The organism is Neisseria leonii, assembly GCF_028776105.2.
GTDB lineage: Bacteria > Pseudomonadota > Gammaproteobacteria > Burkholderiales > Neisseriaceae > Neisseria > Neisseria leonii.
Map to the genome: position 1 here is coordinate 788,983 of NZ_CP145606.1, position 13,280 is coordinate 802,262.

General features: G+C 57.2%; 18 protein-coding genes and 1 pseudogene. 17 read left to right on the forward strand and 2 right to left on the reverse strand.

Annotation, left to right across the window (positions count from 1 at the left end):
- Positions 1–242 precede the first annotated feature (242 nt).
- The 15 genes from edd (at position 243) to ORY85_RS03920 (ending at position 9,730) form a co-directional block, all read left to right on the forward strand.
- The gene (gene edd, locus ORY85_RS03850) at positions 243–2,069 is read left to right on the forward strand and encodes a phosphogluconate dehydratase (protein ID WP_274571273.1); all 1,827 of its coding nucleotides are present in this window, start codon (positions 243–245) and stop codon (positions 2,067–2,069) included.
- A gap of 123 nt (positions 2,070–2,192) precedes the next feature.
- The gene (locus ORY85_RS03855; RefSeq protein ID WP_274571272.1) at positions 2,193–2,828 is read left to right on the forward strand and encodes a bifunctional 4-hydroxy-2-oxoglutarate aldolase/2-dehydro-3-deoxy-phosphogluconate aldolase; all 636 of its coding nucleotides are present in this window, start codon (positions 2,193–2,195) and stop codon (positions 2,826–2,828) included.
- Positions 2,829–2,894: 66 nt separating this feature from the next.
- The gene (locus tag ORY85_RS03860; RefSeq protein ID WP_274571271.1) at positions 2,895–3,764 is read left to right on the forward strand and encodes a DMT family transporter; all 870 of its coding nucleotides are present in this window, start codon (positions 2,895–2,897) and stop codon (positions 3,762–3,764) included.
- A 222-nt stretch (positions 3,765–3,986) separates the two neighbouring features.
- A complete protein-coding gene (locus ORY85_RS03865; RefSeq protein WP_274571269.1) occupies positions 3,987–4,358 on the forward strand; it encodes a hypothetical protein in 372 nt (123 codons plus the stop codon).
- Between the two features lie 128 nt (positions 4,359–4,486).
- The gene (locus tag ORY85_RS03870) at positions 4,487–4,801 is read left to right on the forward strand and encodes a hypothetical protein (protein WP_274571268.1); all 315 of its coding nucleotides are present in this window, start codon (positions 4,487–4,489) and stop codon (positions 4,799–4,801) included.
- Positions 4,802–4,960: 159 nt separating this feature from the next.
- On the forward strand, positions 4,961–5,419 hold the full coding sequence (locus tag ORY85_RS03875; RefSeq protein WP_274571267.1) for a hypothetical protein: 459 nt from the start codon (positions 4,961–4,963) through the stop codon (positions 5,417–5,419).
- Between the two features lie 165 nt (positions 5,420–5,584).
- Entirely contained in the window at positions 5,585–5,800 is a 216-nt protein-coding gene (locus ORY85_RS03880) for a hypothetical protein (RefSeq protein ID WP_338578367.1), read from the forward strand.
- On the forward strand, positions 5,797–6,018 hold the full coding sequence (locus ORY85_RS03885; RefSeq protein ID WP_338578369.1) for a hypothetical protein: 222 nt from the start codon (positions 5,797–5,799) through the stop codon (positions 6,016–6,018). Before ORY85_RS03880 ends, ORY85_RS03885 begins: the two co-directional genes overlap by 4 nt.
- Positions 6,015–6,389: a hypothetical protein gene (locus ORY85_RS03890; RefSeq protein ID WP_338578371.1), complete on the forward strand. Its 375-nt coding sequence runs from the start codon at positions 6,015–6,017 to the stop codon at positions 6,387–6,389. Before ORY85_RS03885 ends, ORY85_RS03890 begins: the two co-directional genes overlap by 4 nt.
- Positions 6,386–6,751: a DUF2190 domain-containing protein gene (locus ORY85_RS03895; protein WP_274571266.1), complete on the forward strand. Its 366-nt coding sequence runs from the start codon at positions 6,386–6,388 to the stop codon at positions 6,749–6,751. Before ORY85_RS03890 ends, ORY85_RS03895 begins: the two co-directional genes overlap by 4 nt.
- A 2-nt stretch (positions 6,752–6,753) precedes the next feature.
- Complete coding sequence (locus tag ORY85_RS03900) at positions 6,754–7,014, forward strand: hypothetical protein (protein ID WP_274571265.1); 261 nt, start codon at positions 6,754–6,756, stop codon at positions 7,012–7,014.
- 222 nt (positions 7,015–7,236) lie between these two features.
- Entirely contained in the window at positions 7,237–8,637 is a 1,401-nt protein-coding gene (locus tag ORY85_RS03905) for a phage tail sheath subtilisin-like domain-containing protein (protein ID WP_274571264.1), read from the forward strand.
- Positions 8,638–8,648: 11 nt separating this feature from the next.
- Complete coding sequence (locus tag ORY85_RS03910) at positions 8,649–9,167, forward strand: phage major tail tube protein (protein ID WP_274571263.1); 519 nt, start codon at positions 8,649–8,651, stop codon at positions 9,165–9,167.
- 106 nt (positions 9,168–9,273) lie between these two features.
- On the forward strand, positions 9,274–9,564 hold the full coding sequence (locus ORY85_RS03915) for a phage tail assembly protein (protein WP_274571262.1): 291 nt from the start codon (positions 9,274–9,276) through the stop codon (positions 9,562–9,564).
- 28 nt (positions 9,565–9,592) lie between these two features.
- Positions 9,593–9,730, forward strand: a complete 138-nt coding sequence (locus ORY85_RS03920) for a GpE family phage tail protein (protein ID WP_274571261.1) — start codon at positions 9,593–9,595, stop codon at positions 9,728–9,730.
- Between the two features lie 3 nt (positions 9,731–9,733).
- On the opposite strand, the gene ORY85_RS03925 is transcribed toward ORY85_RS03920, so the two are convergent.
- Positions 9,734–9,949 (reverse strand): hypothetical protein, encoded by a 216-nt coding sequence (locus tag ORY85_RS03925; RefSeq protein WP_274571260.1) that lies wholly within the window; start codon positions 9,947–9,949, stop codon positions 9,734–9,736.
- Positions 9,950–9,995: 46 nt separating this feature from the next.
- The gene (locus tag ORY85_RS03930) at positions 9,996–10,202 is read right to left on the reverse strand and encodes a hypothetical protein (RefSeq protein WP_274571259.1); all 207 of its coding nucleotides are present in this window, start codon (positions 10,200–10,202) and stop codon (positions 9,996–9,998) included.
- 40 nt (positions 10,203–10,242) lie between these two features.
- Between ORY85_RS03930 and ORY85_RS03935 the strand changes: the two genes are divergently transcribed.
- A complete protein-coding gene (locus tag ORY85_RS03935) occupies positions 10,243–12,924 on the forward strand; it encodes a phage tail tape measure protein (RefSeq protein WP_274571258.1) in 2,682 nt (893 codons plus the stop codon).
- A pseudogene (locus tag ORY85_RS03940) lies at positions 12,924–13,262 on the forward strand (phage tail protein); the annotation flags it as partial. The gene ORY85_RS03935 and the pseudogene ORY85_RS03940, both read left to right, overlap by 1 nt.
- Positions 13,263–13,280 lie beyond the last annotated feature (18 nt).

Genomic DNA, 13,280 nt, shown 5'->3' on the forward strand with positions numbered 1-13,280 from the left:
AAAACTTTCTTTTTCAGTATCGGGACGGGAAACAGGCTGCTTTCAAGGCCGTCTGAAAGCACCCGCATCAAACGGTAGCAATACTACACACAGCTACAAAATTTGTCTATGCGGTTTTCCGTATTTACTTGACAAATATCGACATCTGCTTGGTTACACTGGTATAGTGTTATAAAATTACAGTCAACTGTACGGTGCAGACGCCCGTCTGCACCAACCGCATTTTCAGGGAAAGGCCGACCATGAACCTCCACCCCACACTGACCGCCGTTACCGAACGGATTATTGCGCGCAGCCGCCCCACCCGCGCAGCCTATCTGGCACGTATCCGCGCCGCCGCCCGTCAGGGGCGTGTGTCGCGCGAGCGCCTAGGCTGCTCCAATCTGGCACACGGCTATGCCGCCATGCCCGATGTCATCAAAATCGAGATGCAGAAACCCGATGTGCCGAATCTGGGCATCATCACGTCTTACAACGACATGGTTTCCGCACACCAGCCGTTTAAGGATTTCCCCGATTGGATTAAAGAAGAAGCACAGAAACACGGTGCCACCGCGCAGGTGGCCGGGGGAACGCCCGCCATGTGCGACGGCATCACGCAGGGCTATGAAGGCATGGAATTGTCGCTTTTCTCGCGCGATGTGATTGCCATGAGCACCGCCGTCGGCCTGTCGCATCAGATGTTCGACGGCGCACTGTATTTCGGCGTGTGCGACAAAATCGTTCCCGGCCTGATGATCGGCGCGCTCTCCTGCGGCCACCTGCCGGGTATTTTTGTTCCGGCCGGCCCGATGGCCAGCGGCATCGGCAACAAAGAAAAAGCGCGCACGCGCCAGCTGTTTGCCGAAGGCAAGGTCGGCCGCGACGCGCTCTTGGTCAGCGAAATGGCTTCCTACCACAGCCCCGGCACCTGCACGTTTTACGGTACGGCCAATTCCAATCAGATGATGATGGAAATGATGGGCGTACACCTGCCCGCCGCCGCTTTTTTCAATCCCTATACACCGATGCGCGAAGCCCTGACGCGCCATGCCGCCGCGCATTTGGTGGCAGGTATACGCAGCGGCAGCATCAAGCCGCTGGGCGAAATGCTGGACGAAAAATCGTTTGTCAATGCCGTGATCGGCCTGATGGCCACCGGCGGCTCCACCAACCACACCATTCATCTGATTGCGATGGCGCGCGCGGCGGGCATCATTCTCAACTGGGACGACTTCGACGCGCTCTCGTCCGTGATTCCGCTGCTGATCCGCGTGTATCCGAACGGTCAGGCCGATGTGAATCATTTTGCCGCAGCAGGCGGGCTGCCGTTCGTTATCCGCGAGCTGCGCGGCAACGGCCTGCTGCACGACGATGTCGAAACCGTCATGGGGCGCGGCATGGCCGCCTATACGCAGGAGCCGTTCCTGCGCGAAGGCCGTCTGATTTGGCAGGACGCGGTGGCCGAAAGCCGCGATACGGAAATTCTGCGCACCGTTTCCGCACCGTTCTCGCCCGACGGCGGCCTGAAACTGATGAAAGGCAATATCGGGCGCGGCGTGATTAAAGTTTCCGCCGTCCGCGACAGCCACCGCGTGATTGAAGCTCCCGCCATCGTGTTCGACGACCAGAAAGACGTGCTGGCCGCTTTCGAGCGCGGCGAACTGGAACGCGATTTTGTCTGTGTGGTGCGCTTTCAGGGGCCGCGTGCCAACGGTATGCCCGAACTGCACAAACTCACGCCGCCGCTGGCGACTCTGCTCGACCGCGGGTTTCGGGTCGCACTGATTACCGACGGGCGGATGTCGGGCGCATCGGGCAAAGTGCCCGCCGCCATCCATATGTCGCCAGAAGCCTTAAACGGCGGCGCCATCGGCAAAATCCGTACCGGCGATATGATCCGTTTCGACTCGCATACCGGCGAACTGAATGTTTTGACCGATGAAAAAACATGGGCGGCGCGCGACATTCCCGCGCCCGATTTGAGCGGCAATGAGGCCGGTATCGGCCGAGAACTGTTTGCCGGTTTCCGCACCCAGGCGGCCGATGCGGAACAGGGGGCGGCCGGTTTCGGCGGCCGCTTTGCCTGATGGCGGCCGATGCCGTTTTCAGACGGCCTTCCAAGCGTTTTGCCGCCCGGGAAGCCGTCTGAAAACACCCTTACCCGAATGGAACAACGGATACGGGCAAACAGCCCGACAGGAGCAGAAACGATGAACGCAAGAGAAATTTTATCCGCCGGCGCGGTGGTGCCGGTGATTGCCGTCGACGACATCCACAGCGCGGTCGATATGGCGCACGCCCTGGTTGCCGGCGGCATTCCCACCCTGGAAATCACCCTGCGCACCCGCCACGGCATCGAAGCGGTTAAACTGATTAAACGCGAAGTCAAAGGCGCGATTGTCGGCGCGGGGACGGTTACCGATGCCACCGCATTGCAGGCCGTGGCCGATGCCGGTGCCGAATTTGCCATCAGTCCGGGGCTGAACGCCGTTTTCGCACAGGCGGCGGCTCAAAGCCCGATTCCCGTGATTCCCGGCATCGCCACAGCGGGCGAACTGATGCTGGCCTCTGAATACGGTATGGACACGCTGAAACTGTTCCCTGCCGAAGCCGTCGGCGGCATCTCCCTACTGCAAGCACTGTACGGCCCGTTTCCGCACGTGAAATTCTGCCCCACCGGCGGCATCACGCCCGAGACCGCGCCCGATTATCTGAAACTGCCCAATGTGTTGTGCGTGGGCGGTTCGTGGCTTACCCCGAAACACCTGCTCGCCGCCCGCGACTGGGACGGCATTACCCAATTGGCCAAACAGGCGGCCGCGTTGAAAAAACATACCGCCTGTTAAAACAATCCATAACGGGCATGGCGCCTTTGCACAAAATCCCGCCGCTTTATCTTTCGGAAACCGCTGATGCCGTATCTGCTGACTGCCTCTTTTTTGTGGGGGACTTCGTTTATCGCGGGGAAAATAGCCTATGAGATGACTGATCCCGCTTTGGTGGTTCTGTGCCGCCTGCTGATTGCCGCCGCCGTTACGCTTCCAGTGTCACTGCGCTTTTTCAGACGGCACAGCCCCGTACCCTTTTCCCTGCTGAAAACCGTGATGCTGCTGGGACTGCTGACCTATCCGCTGACGTTTCTGCTGCAATTTTCTGGTTTGGGCATGACTTCCGCCGCCAGTGCGGCCACGATGATCGGTGTGGAACCGGTGATGGTGATGCTGGTCGGCTATCTGTTTTTCAGAGAAAAGGCCGCGTGGCCGGTGGTGCTGCTGGGGCTGGCCGCTTTTGCCGGTGTGGCTCTGGTGGCCGGCGGCGGCGCGGCGGAAGGCGTAAGCTTATCCGGCTGCCTGCTGGTGTTGGCTTCGACGGTACTGGTGGCATTCTGGCTGCGCCTGTCGCAATCCGTGCTGGCCGAAATGGAGGTTCAGACCTATACCGCACTGTCCCTCCAGTTGGGCACACTGGCCGGTACCCCGCTGATGCTGCTGCTCGTGGAAAACTGGACATGGAATTTTTCATGGCCGGGTATGGCCGCGCTGCTGTATCTGGGGCTGGGTTGCAGCCTGCTGGCCGCATGGTGCTGGAACAAGGGTTTGGCGGACACGCCTGCCAACATCAGCGGGATTTTTCTGGCTTTGGAACCGGTATTCGGCGTTTTGCTGGCAGTATGGCTGCTGAACGAATCATTAAGCCGGACAGCATGGGCCGGTGTGGTTCTGGCGGTTGCGGCGGCCGGCATCTGTATTCTGCTGCCGAAATCCAAAACACAAACCGCCTGAGGCCGTCTGAAAACGGTTTTTAAGGGCTTTGCAACCGCTCCCCTCCCGATGGCGGAAAGGGCAAAATGGGATTGCACAAAAGGGCATAATTATTATGGAACAATAACTTACCCTCCGCTACTCACAGAATTCCGCAGAAGTGACAAACCGGCAAATACAGAAAATGTACACCCGGCAGAGCCACCTCAGGTTGTGGTTGTAAAGGGGCTTTACAGCAAATTGGTGTTCCCGAAAACCTTGCAGGGATCAGCTATACAAGCAAAAGCGCTCGTCATGATCCGGCAATATCTGCCGAATGCCGATGTCGGACAAGCACAGGAGATTTTGGATGAAATCGCCGGCCAACACAAACCGGTTGCCAGTCCGCTCGGTTTGCTCCGCACCCTGCTGCTTCATGCTGCAAACGGAACCTTGATTTGTACGAAAGCCGCCATCGTGCAGCAGATGCGCCAAACCCGGAAACAAATCGCGGCCATGACGGAAATATCTTCACCGCCGACGGTACAGACATCAGCCAAAACCGAAATCGGCGAACAGCTGCGGCAGAAGACCCTTGCCCAGATTAAAGCCCGGATCGCATCCCTGTCAGCATAAATGGCTTATCCGGCTGTACCTCCCCTTTACAGCCATAGCGGCTTCATCCCCTCAAACCCAACTCATTCTGTAAAACCCTTTTACAGAGCAAACCACAGTCAAACTGTAAAAACAACCGCGGCCGCCGCGTGACGGTTACGGCAGCGGACTTGGCCGAGACGGCCGCTGCTTACGACCCGCAGGTACATGAAGCACCCGTGGTGGTCGGCCACCCGCTGACGGATGCGCCGGCCTACGGCTGGGTGGGCGGACTGAAAGCGAAAAACGGTGTGCTGTCTGCGGGTTTTGCCCAAGCGGACGAGACGTTTGCCGATTGGGTGCGTGCCGGACGCTATAAAAAAGTGTCGGCCAGTTTTTACCCGCCCGACAGACCGGGCAATCCGACACCAGCAAATGGGCATTGCGCCATGTCGGCTTTCTGGGCACACAGCCGCCTGCCGTGAAAGGATTGGCGGCAGTACAGTTTGCCGAAGACAGCGGCTTTGTCGCGTTCGGTGGGACGGACGACATTCCGGTGCCTGCAACGCTGCTGGGCGGGTCGGATGCCTGTGCCGTTTTTGTCGACCCGCCAATTTCTTCAACCGCCCCCCAAGGAGGACGATATGACACCGGAGGCACAACTAGCCGCCGATCAGGCTGCCCGCGAAGCGGCCGAAGCGAGAGCCGAAGCGGCCGAAGCCGAACTGCTGGTTGCAGGCCGAACAGGAGCGGGATTTGCGCGATGCGTCCCACCGGCAGAATGCAGATTTTGCCGAAGGTTTGGTCAAAGCAGGCCGTCTGAAACCGGCCGACCGCGACCTGTTGGTGCAGGTATTGGATTTTACCGACTACCCAGACCCTACCGTGCCGATTTCGGCGAGAACGGCGGGCAGACACCCGCCGGTGCCCTGCGCGGCTTTTTCAATGCGGTACTGCCGCAGCAGCTGGCCGCCGACGAGTGGACAGCCAAAAGCGGGCTGCCCGCATTTGCCGAGGGCATGAGCCACCACGAAGGCGCGCTGGCCTACCGGCAGGCAAACGGTCTCAGCTACGAAGAAGCGGCGCGCCGTACCGCCGATTAACCCTCTTTCGAAAAAAAGGAATTGTGATGAGTCAATATTTATCCATTTATCCGCCCTGCGCGAGCGCGACGAGGTGCTGACCCAACTGGCCGTTGGCCCAAAACAGGGGGCGTTCGTCGCGAACGTATCGCACCGGTCGTCTTTACCGATAAGGAAGGCATCAAAGTGCCCTGCTATGGCAAAGGGTCGTTTGTCGAATATGAAACCAAGCGTGCGGTGAGTACCGACAGCAATGTGATGACGCTGGACAGCTGCACTTATCTGCCGGTGGTGCTGGAAGAACACGATTTGGTGGCGGGGGTGGACTACCGCGTACAACACGAATCGCGTTTTGACGAGAAAGCCAAGGCCGTGCGCCGTGTAACGGCGGTATCCAGTTGAAGCAGGAAATCGAAATTGCCTGCCTGCTGCAAAACAAATCGGTATATCAGAACAGCCACAGTGAAGATTTGGCGCAGGCTGCCAATCAACAGTGGAGCAGCAAAACTGCCGATGTGCAGGCTACTCTGGAAAAAGCCAAAGAAACCGTGTGCGCTGCCTGCGGTCTGCGCCCGAATGTACTGGTGGTAGGTGCGGCCGTTTTGAGCAAGTTCGCATGAACAGCGGGCTGCGCTCGGCCTTGGGCAGCGGCCATCATAAAACCCTGCTCAATACCGATCTGCTGAAAGCCCTGCTGGATTTGGACGACATCATCGTCGGCGAGTCGGTGTATTCGGCCGACGGCAAAAAAGGCGTGCAGGATATCTGGGGCAATTTCACCAGCCTGACTGTACGCCCGCAAATCATGGCGGACGGTAACGACGAGGGGCAGACCGGCTTTGCCTACACCTTCCGCCGCCACGGTATGCCGATGGTGGACCGTTACGAGAGTGCCGGCGGCAAGGTTGAATATGTGCGCTATACCGATACCCGCAAAGCGGCCGTTGTCGGCGGTACGTGCGGTTACCTGTTCCAGCATTCGCTTGCTTGACACAACACAGCCGTCTGAATGCTTTCAGACGGCATTGGGAGATAAATTATGGCAAAACCGACCAAACAAGTGGTGCTGACCACTACTGTCCGAACCTAGGCCCCGTGGTGGCCAACCGTCTGGTTTCCTATACCGGCAAACAGGCTTCTGCCGGTGAGAATGTGCTGGGCGCGGCACTTTATGATGCCGCCGATGTATTGGACATTGTATTGGTGGAAGCGGGCGGTGCCGTGGCTGTGGGAGACGCAGTAGGCGCGGATGCGCAGGGCTGTGCGGTATCGGGAGCCGGGACGGCTGTCGTCTTCGCCCTGTCCGATGCTGCCACTGCCGGCGATGTGATTCGTATCCTACTCAGGAGCTGACCATGAGTAAAATCTGCATCGCCAATACCCCGCTGATTCTGCCCACGCCTGACGGCCGCCAGTTCCGTGTAGAAACCGGAGAAGTTACGGAACTGACCGAGGTGGTGGCTGCACACGTTACCGTTGCAGAAACTACTGCTGCCGATTTGGCGCAGCAAGAAGATACCTCAGAGGATACAGAAAACCGGCAGAATCCGGCAGGCAGAGAAGCGGCAGAACCTGCTTCCCCACCCAAAACCACCCGCCGCCGGAAAGCAGAATAAAATGTATCTCACGCTCGAGGATTTGAGCTGTGCCGTCGGCCGTAGCGAGCTGATCTAGCTGACCTGCGACGACGGACGCGGCACGGATCCGGATCCCGAAATATTACAGACAGCCGTCCGCGCTACGCATCGAATCTGATCGACGGCTATCTGCGTGACCGCTATCCGATACCGGCGCGACGGCCAACCCCTGAACCCGATTTGAAACCCAAGGAGTAAGACATGGCAGCAGCCTTCCACCACGGCACGGAAACCGTCCGCATCGACGGCGGCTCCGTCCCCGTTTACACCGCCGACGGCGCAATTACCGCCATCATCGGCACCGCCCCGACAGGCGCGGTCAACGAACTGACCGTGTGCCAAACCAAAAAAGACTTTGCCGCGTTTGGCGGCGAACTGGCCGGCAAGGGCTTCACGCTGCCCGATGCGGCGCATATCTGGACGCGCTACGGCTCGGGCGTGGCTTATGTGGTTAACGTGTGCGACCCTGCCAAACACAAAACCGAAGTTACCGATGAAGTGCTGACGGTAGACGGCGACACGCTCACCGCTTATACGGCAAAGCCCGCGCTGCAATCAGGCTATGCCGTTTCAGACGGCACGGCGGCACTGATCGAAGGGCAGCATTACGCCATCAACACACTGACGGGCGAAATCGTATTCAAAAGCAAACCCGAAGCCCCGAAAATCAGTTACCGCTACACAGATCCGGCCAAAGTAACCGAAGCCGACATTATCGGCGCGTATGTGGCCGCCACGGGCAAACGCACCGGCTTGGAGTTGCTGACCGAAGGTTTCAACCGCTTCGGTGCGGACGCGAAAATCCTCATCGTGCCCGAGTTTGACCAAACCGACACCTGCGCCGCTGCCATGATTGCTACGGCCGCCAAGCTCAATGCCGTTGCCTACATCAATGCGCCGAAAGGCACATCGTTGAGTAAGGCTTTGGAAGGCCGCGGCCCGAACGGCACGATTAATTTCAACACCTCGTCTGACCGCGCACAGCTGTTTTACCCGCACGTTACCGGTCTGCTCGGCACCGAGCATCTGGCCACCCACGCCGCCGGTCTGCGTATGAAAACCGATGTGGAAAAAGGCTACTGGTGGAGCATTTCCAACAAAGAGCTGCTGGGCGTAACCGGGCTGGAAGTGGGCTTGACCGCACGCGCCGACGACCCGCAAAGCGAAACCAACCGCCTGAACGAAAAAGGCATTACCACCGTGTTCAATTCATACGGCACGGGCTACCGCCTGTGGGGCAACCGCTTGGCCTGCTTCCCCGCCGTAAGCCACATCAAGAATTTTGAAGTGGCGCAGCGCACGGGGGATTTGATTGACGAGAGCATCCGCCGCGCCGAGCTGCAATACATCGACCGCCCGATTGACGACGCGCTGATTGACAGCCTCGTCGAAACCGTGCGTACCTATTTAGGCACGCTGCCGAGCATCGTCGGCTTTGAAGTGGATTTGGACTACGATTACGACCTGCCCGATGCGTTCAGCAAAGGCCAAGTCCCCATCAAATACGGCTACACGCCCAAGCTGCCGGCCGAGCGCATTACCAATACCAGCGTGATGACACGCAAGTATCTGGTCAACCTAGCCTCCGGCAACAGCAATTAAGGAGCTGACACATGAGCGATTACATCCACGCGATTTACAACGCCAACGTTTACGTTGACGGCAACAGCCTGTTGGGCAGGGCATCCGAGTTCAAACTGCCCGATTTTGAGATTACCCAGGACGAATACAAAGGCCTGGGCCTGTTCGGCACCGTCAAGCTGCCTTCGGGTGCGGAGGCTTTGGAAGGCGAAATCACCTGGAACAGCATTTATCCCGAAGTAGCCGAAAAGCTCTACAACCCGTTCCGCGGCACGCAACTGATGGTGCGCGCCAACCAGCAGATTCACAATGCGGCGGGTTTGGAAAAAGAAGTGCCGGTGGTCACCGTGCTGACCGTGATGCCGAGCAAAAACGGCTTGGGCACGTTCAAGCCGAAAGAGAAATCGGAACACGGCACCACCTATCAGGCCACCGAAATCCGCCAGATCATCGACGGGCGCGAAGTGCTGTATTTCAATGCCTTCAAAAACATCTACCGTATCGGCGGCAAAGATGTGTTGTCGCAGATGCGCAAAAACACCGGCGCGTAGGTTTTAAACCGCATTAAAAGCCGTTTCAGACGGCCTTTGGCACAATCGCTGTATCTCCCGCAGATACAGCGATTTTTTGTATTGAATTTTCAAAAAGGATGGAAACATGAACGAAGCACAGAAACTGCAAGAAGACTTGGGGGCCACCCAAACCGTGAAGCTGAAATACCCGGTGCGTTTGGCGACGGGTCAAATACTGGACAAAGTCAGCGTACGCCGTCCCCGCGTGGGCGATCTACGTGCCGTGATGCACATTACCAATGAAGCCGGGCAGGGTTTGATGCTGGTATCACGGGTAACGGGTTTGGTTCCCGAAGACTTGGATATGCTGGATTTGAAAGACTTGGAAGCGGTTCAGGCCGCCTTTCGCGCCGAAGAAAGCGGCGGCAGCCAATAAAACGCCGTCTGAAATCCACCGTGATTTGATGTCGGCCTGTGCCGATATGGCATGGTGGTTCGGTTGGAGTGTGCAGGACGTTTACGGCCTGCCGCTGGATGAGTTTGAGGAATGGCAGAAAGAAGCAGCCCGCCAAATTAAGGCGGGCTATCGGAAGGGGATATGATTTTCAACCTGTCTTTTTGGGCAGTATTTCGGTAATCGCCCCAAGCAGCATGGCAGCTGCTCCGATAGGAATCAGAAGGAACGGGGCAATCAGGCCGTACACGATGCCGGTTGCCCAATTTTCCAGCAGCCAGCCGGTTATGAATCCGGAAGCAGCCAGGAATTTAACCATCGTTTCTGCGCGGTCTGTATCTAAGGCAAAGTTCCAATACTTGTTCATATTCAAACCCTTTGAATGATGAAAGGATAATAAACCATGTCTGCTTTTATGTGCGGGGAAGTTGGCGGTTTTGCGCGGCTTGTTCCGCTGAAGTTTCTTCGGCAAGGCGCGGACACCAACCGTTTGATTCCGGCTCTTTTTTCAACCATGCCTCGTAAATCCATTCGAGAACAAACCATATAAACGCGGCAGCGGCGGTCAAAAGTCCGGCAATCACGGCAAAAAACAGGATGATGGAGGCAAAAGCCAACATTTCTCTTTCCTCCCATTATTCATAAACAGGATATTAACACATGGCTTCTGATTTGGGTGTTTCAATTAAGGTATCCGCCGCCGTCGGAGGTGCGTTGTCCGGCTTGGTCAGTGTCAGTAAAGCCATGAAAACGCTGGAATCGACAACCGCCGCACTTGAGGCACGGCAGCGTGAGCTGGGGAACGTGTTGGAACGGAATAAAGACAGATTGGGCGTGCAATCTGCCAGGCAGTTGTGGCAAGAGTACGACAAAATTGACCGCTCCATCAAAAAACTGACTGCCAGCTCTGTAAAATTGCAACAGATTCAGGGATTAAAAGCTGCCAACGCCGCCCGGTGGGAGAATATAAAATCCCGTTGGGCTGTTGCCGCAGCGGCAGCCGGTACATTGGTTTTGCCGGTCAGGCTCGCGATTGGTTTTGAGTCGGCGATGGCAGATGTTAAAAAAGTTGTCAATTTTGAGACGCCGCAACAGCTCAAAGAAATGGAACAGGATATTTTGCACATGACACGCAAGATTCCGATGGCGGCAGAAGAGCTGGCCGCGATTGTCGCGGCAGGCGGACAAAGCGGCGTTGCACGCGGACACCTGACCGGCTTTGCATCGGATGCGGCCAAAATGGGTGTGGCATTCGATATGGCGGCAGGAGAGGCCGGCGAAGCGATGGCCACCCTGTCCAATGTTTTACAGATTCCGATTCCGAAAATCAGCAGATTGGGCGATGCCGTCAACCATTTGTCGGACAACGCTAATTCAAAGGCAGCCGATATTGTCAATGTGCTGACCCGTGTCGGCAGCGACATCAAGCAGCTCGGCATGACGGAAACCCAAGGTGCGGCATGGGGCAGTACATTTCTGAGTATGGGTAAGGCACCGGAACTTGCAGCGCAGGCCATAAAAGGTATGGTCACTTCGCTGTCGGTTTTGAAAGCCGGAGGTAAAAAAGAGGCGGCGGCATTGGCTGAATTGGGACTGACGGCCAAAGAATTCGCCGATGCCATGAACAAAGACGCGCAAGATGCGGTGCTCAATCTGCTGGCACGGGTCAAACAGCTTCCGAAAGACAAGCAATATCCGCTGCTGATGCGTATGTTCGGCAGGCAGTATGCCGATGATGCTTTGATGCTGGCCAATAACGTCGGGGAGTACAACCGCCAACTGGATTTGCTGTCTGAAAAAGACGCTTCCGGCAATCTGAAATATCTCGGATCGATGCAGCGCGAATTTGAAAACCGTTCTGCAACGACCGCAAATCAATTGCAGATTTTGAAAAACGGTTTGGTTGAGCTGGGCATCACTGTCGGCAGCGTCATTTTGCCTGTGGTCAATGAATTTGTTGCCGAAGCCGTCAAAGTTTCCAATCAGCTGTCCGATTGGGCGGCACAGCATCCTGTGCTGACGAGAAGTGTTATTGGTACGGCCGCATCATTGCTGGCTTTTGTGGCCGGCGGTTTTGCTGTTATGGCAGCGGGCAATCGGCTGAAAGCATTATTCCTGACGCTAAACGGCGCGCTGCAATCATTTAAGGGAACAGCGCAACTGATGTCACTGGTGATGAAGGGCGGCATTCTGCCTGCCGATGTTCCCGGACGGCTCGGAACATTTGTCCGTGCTTTATCTGCTGCCCGTACCGCTATGATGGGTTTTAGTGTGTCTTCACTGATTGCCATGTGGCCGGTGGTGTTGGCGGTCGGTGCGATTGCGCTGGCCGGCTGGACGGTTTACAAAGCATGGAATCCGATTAAGGCATTTTTTGCCGGATTGTGGGACGGTTTGCTGCAGGGAATGAAACCGTTGAAACCGGTGTTCGACCGGCTTGTCAAGGCTTTGTCAGGCGTATGGCAGGCCGTCGCGCCGTTGGTTATGCCTGTGGTAGACGCGGTTGCGTCGGCATTGTCGGGTTTGTGGACGACGGTGCAGCCATTTGTGCAGCCTATTCTCGATTTCTTCGGGGACTTTTTCAGCGCGGCTCAAACCGCCGAAGGCGGCGCACGCAGCTTGGGGGAAACCGTTGGTGTATGGTTGGGTGAAAAAATCAGCGGCTTACTTGGTATGGTACTGAATGTGTGGACGGCCATGATCACCTTTTTCGACAATCGGCTGAATGCACTGATCAGCCTAATCGCCAACTTTTCCCCCGTCACTGCTTTTCAGACGGCCTTCCAAGCAGTGTGGACTTGGCTCTCCGGCTTGGGCGCAACTTTTATGTCCTACGGCAGCATGATGATCGACGGCTTGGTCAACGGCATCAAGGCAGGCATCGGCCGCGCAGTGGCGGCGGTACAAGGGGTGGTGTCGGCGGTTAAGTCTGCGTTTACGTCCGACAGCAAAGGCATGGGCATCCATTCGCCCAGCCGCGTTTTCCAAGGCTACGGCGGGTTTATGACCGAGGGTCTGGCCATCGGTGTCAATAAAGGTGCGGCGCGGCCGGTACAGGCTGTCGGTGCGTGGGCAGGCCGTCTGAAAGAGAGCTTTGCCGCCCGTATGGGCGGTCTGCGTGCCGATTTGGCGGCGCGGATTTCAGACAGCAGCGCAGATTTTGCCGCTGCACGAGCCGCCCAAAACCAAGCGGCAGGCGGCATGACCGTGAATTTCAACCCGACCATCAACGCCCCGGGCGGCGACCCTGCGCAAATTCAGACGGCCTTGCAGCTGGGCTTGCGCGAATTTGAAACGCTGTTTAACCGCATGATGGCCGACCGCGAACGGAGGGCTTACTGATGTATGCACAATTGGGCGATGTGCGCTTCGAGCTGCTGCAAAGCTTTACCGGTCTCGAATCTACCCATACGGCCAAGTTCGCCAAGCACGAAGTGCTGGCCGGGCGGCCGCGTTTGCAGGCTTTGAAAAACGATTTAACCGAACTGAAACTGTCGTTAAAACTGCATTGGCTGCTGGGCAATCCCGATACGGCTTATCAGGGGCTGCTGGCCGCCAAAGAAGCGCAGCAGGCGGTATCGCTGGTTTACGGCAGCGGCCGTTTTGCGGGCTGGTGGGTCATTGGGCGGCTGACCGAACGTGTGCTGATACAGGACGCGCAAGGCCGAACCGCCGCGCGTTCCTGCTTTTTTGATTTC

What these genes read in the sequence shown, in the direction of transcription:
- ORY85_RS03915 (WP_274571262.1), top strand. Translation starts at nt 9,274, where the DNA reads ATGAACGAAGCACAGAAACTGCAAGAAGACTTGGGGGCCACCCAAACC.
- ORY85_RS03905 (WP_274571264.1), top strand. Translation starts at nt 7,237, where the DNA reads ATGGCAGCAGCCTTCCACCACGGCACGGAAACCGTCCGCATCGACGGC.
- ORY85_RS03875 (WP_274571267.1), top strand. Translation starts at nt 4,961, where the DNA reads ATGACACCGGAGGCACAACTAGCCGCCGATCAGGCTGCCCGCGAAGCG.
- ORY85_RS03910 (WP_274571263.1), top strand. Translation starts at nt 8,649, where the DNA reads ATGAGCGATTACATCCACGCGATTTACAACGCCAACGTTTACGTTGAC.
- ORY85_RS03855 (WP_274571272.1), top strand. Translation starts at nt 2,193, where the DNA reads ATGAACGCAAGAGAAATTTTATCCGCCGGCGCGGTGGTGCCGGTGATT.
- ORY85_RS03930 (WP_274571259.1), bottom strand. Translation starts at nt 10,202, where the DNA reads ATGTTGGCTTTTGCCTCCATCATCCTGTTTTTTGCCGTGATTGCCGGA.
- ORY85_RS03890 (WP_338578371.1), top strand. Translation starts at nt 6,015, where the DNA reads ATGAACAGCGGGCTGCGCTCGGCCTTGGGCAGCGGCCATCATAAAACC.
- ORY85_RS03860 (WP_274571271.1), top strand. Translation starts at nt 2,895, where the DNA reads ATGCCGTATCTGCTGACTGCCTCTTTTTTGTGGGGGACTTCGTTTATC.
- ORY85_RS03900 (WP_274571265.1), top strand. Translation starts at nt 6,754, where the DNA reads ATGAGTAAAATCTGCATCGCCAATACCCCGCTGATTCTGCCCACGCCT.
- ORY85_RS03925 (WP_274571260.1), bottom strand. Translation starts at nt 9,949, where the DNA reads ATGAACAAGTATTGGAACTTTGCCTTAGATACAGACCGCGCAGAAACG.
- edd (WP_274571273.1), top strand. Translation starts at nt 243, where the DNA reads ATGAACCTCCACCCCACACTGACCGCCGTTACCGAACGGATTATTGCG.
- ORY85_RS03935 (WP_274571258.1), top strand. Translation starts at nt 10,243, where the DNA reads ATGGCTTCTGATTTGGGTGTTTCAATTAAGGTATCCGCCGCCGTCGGA.
- ORY85_RS03920 (WP_274571261.1), top strand. Translation starts at nt 9,593, where the DNA reads ATGTCGGCCTGTGCCGATATGGCATGGTGGTTCGGTTGGAGTGTGCAG.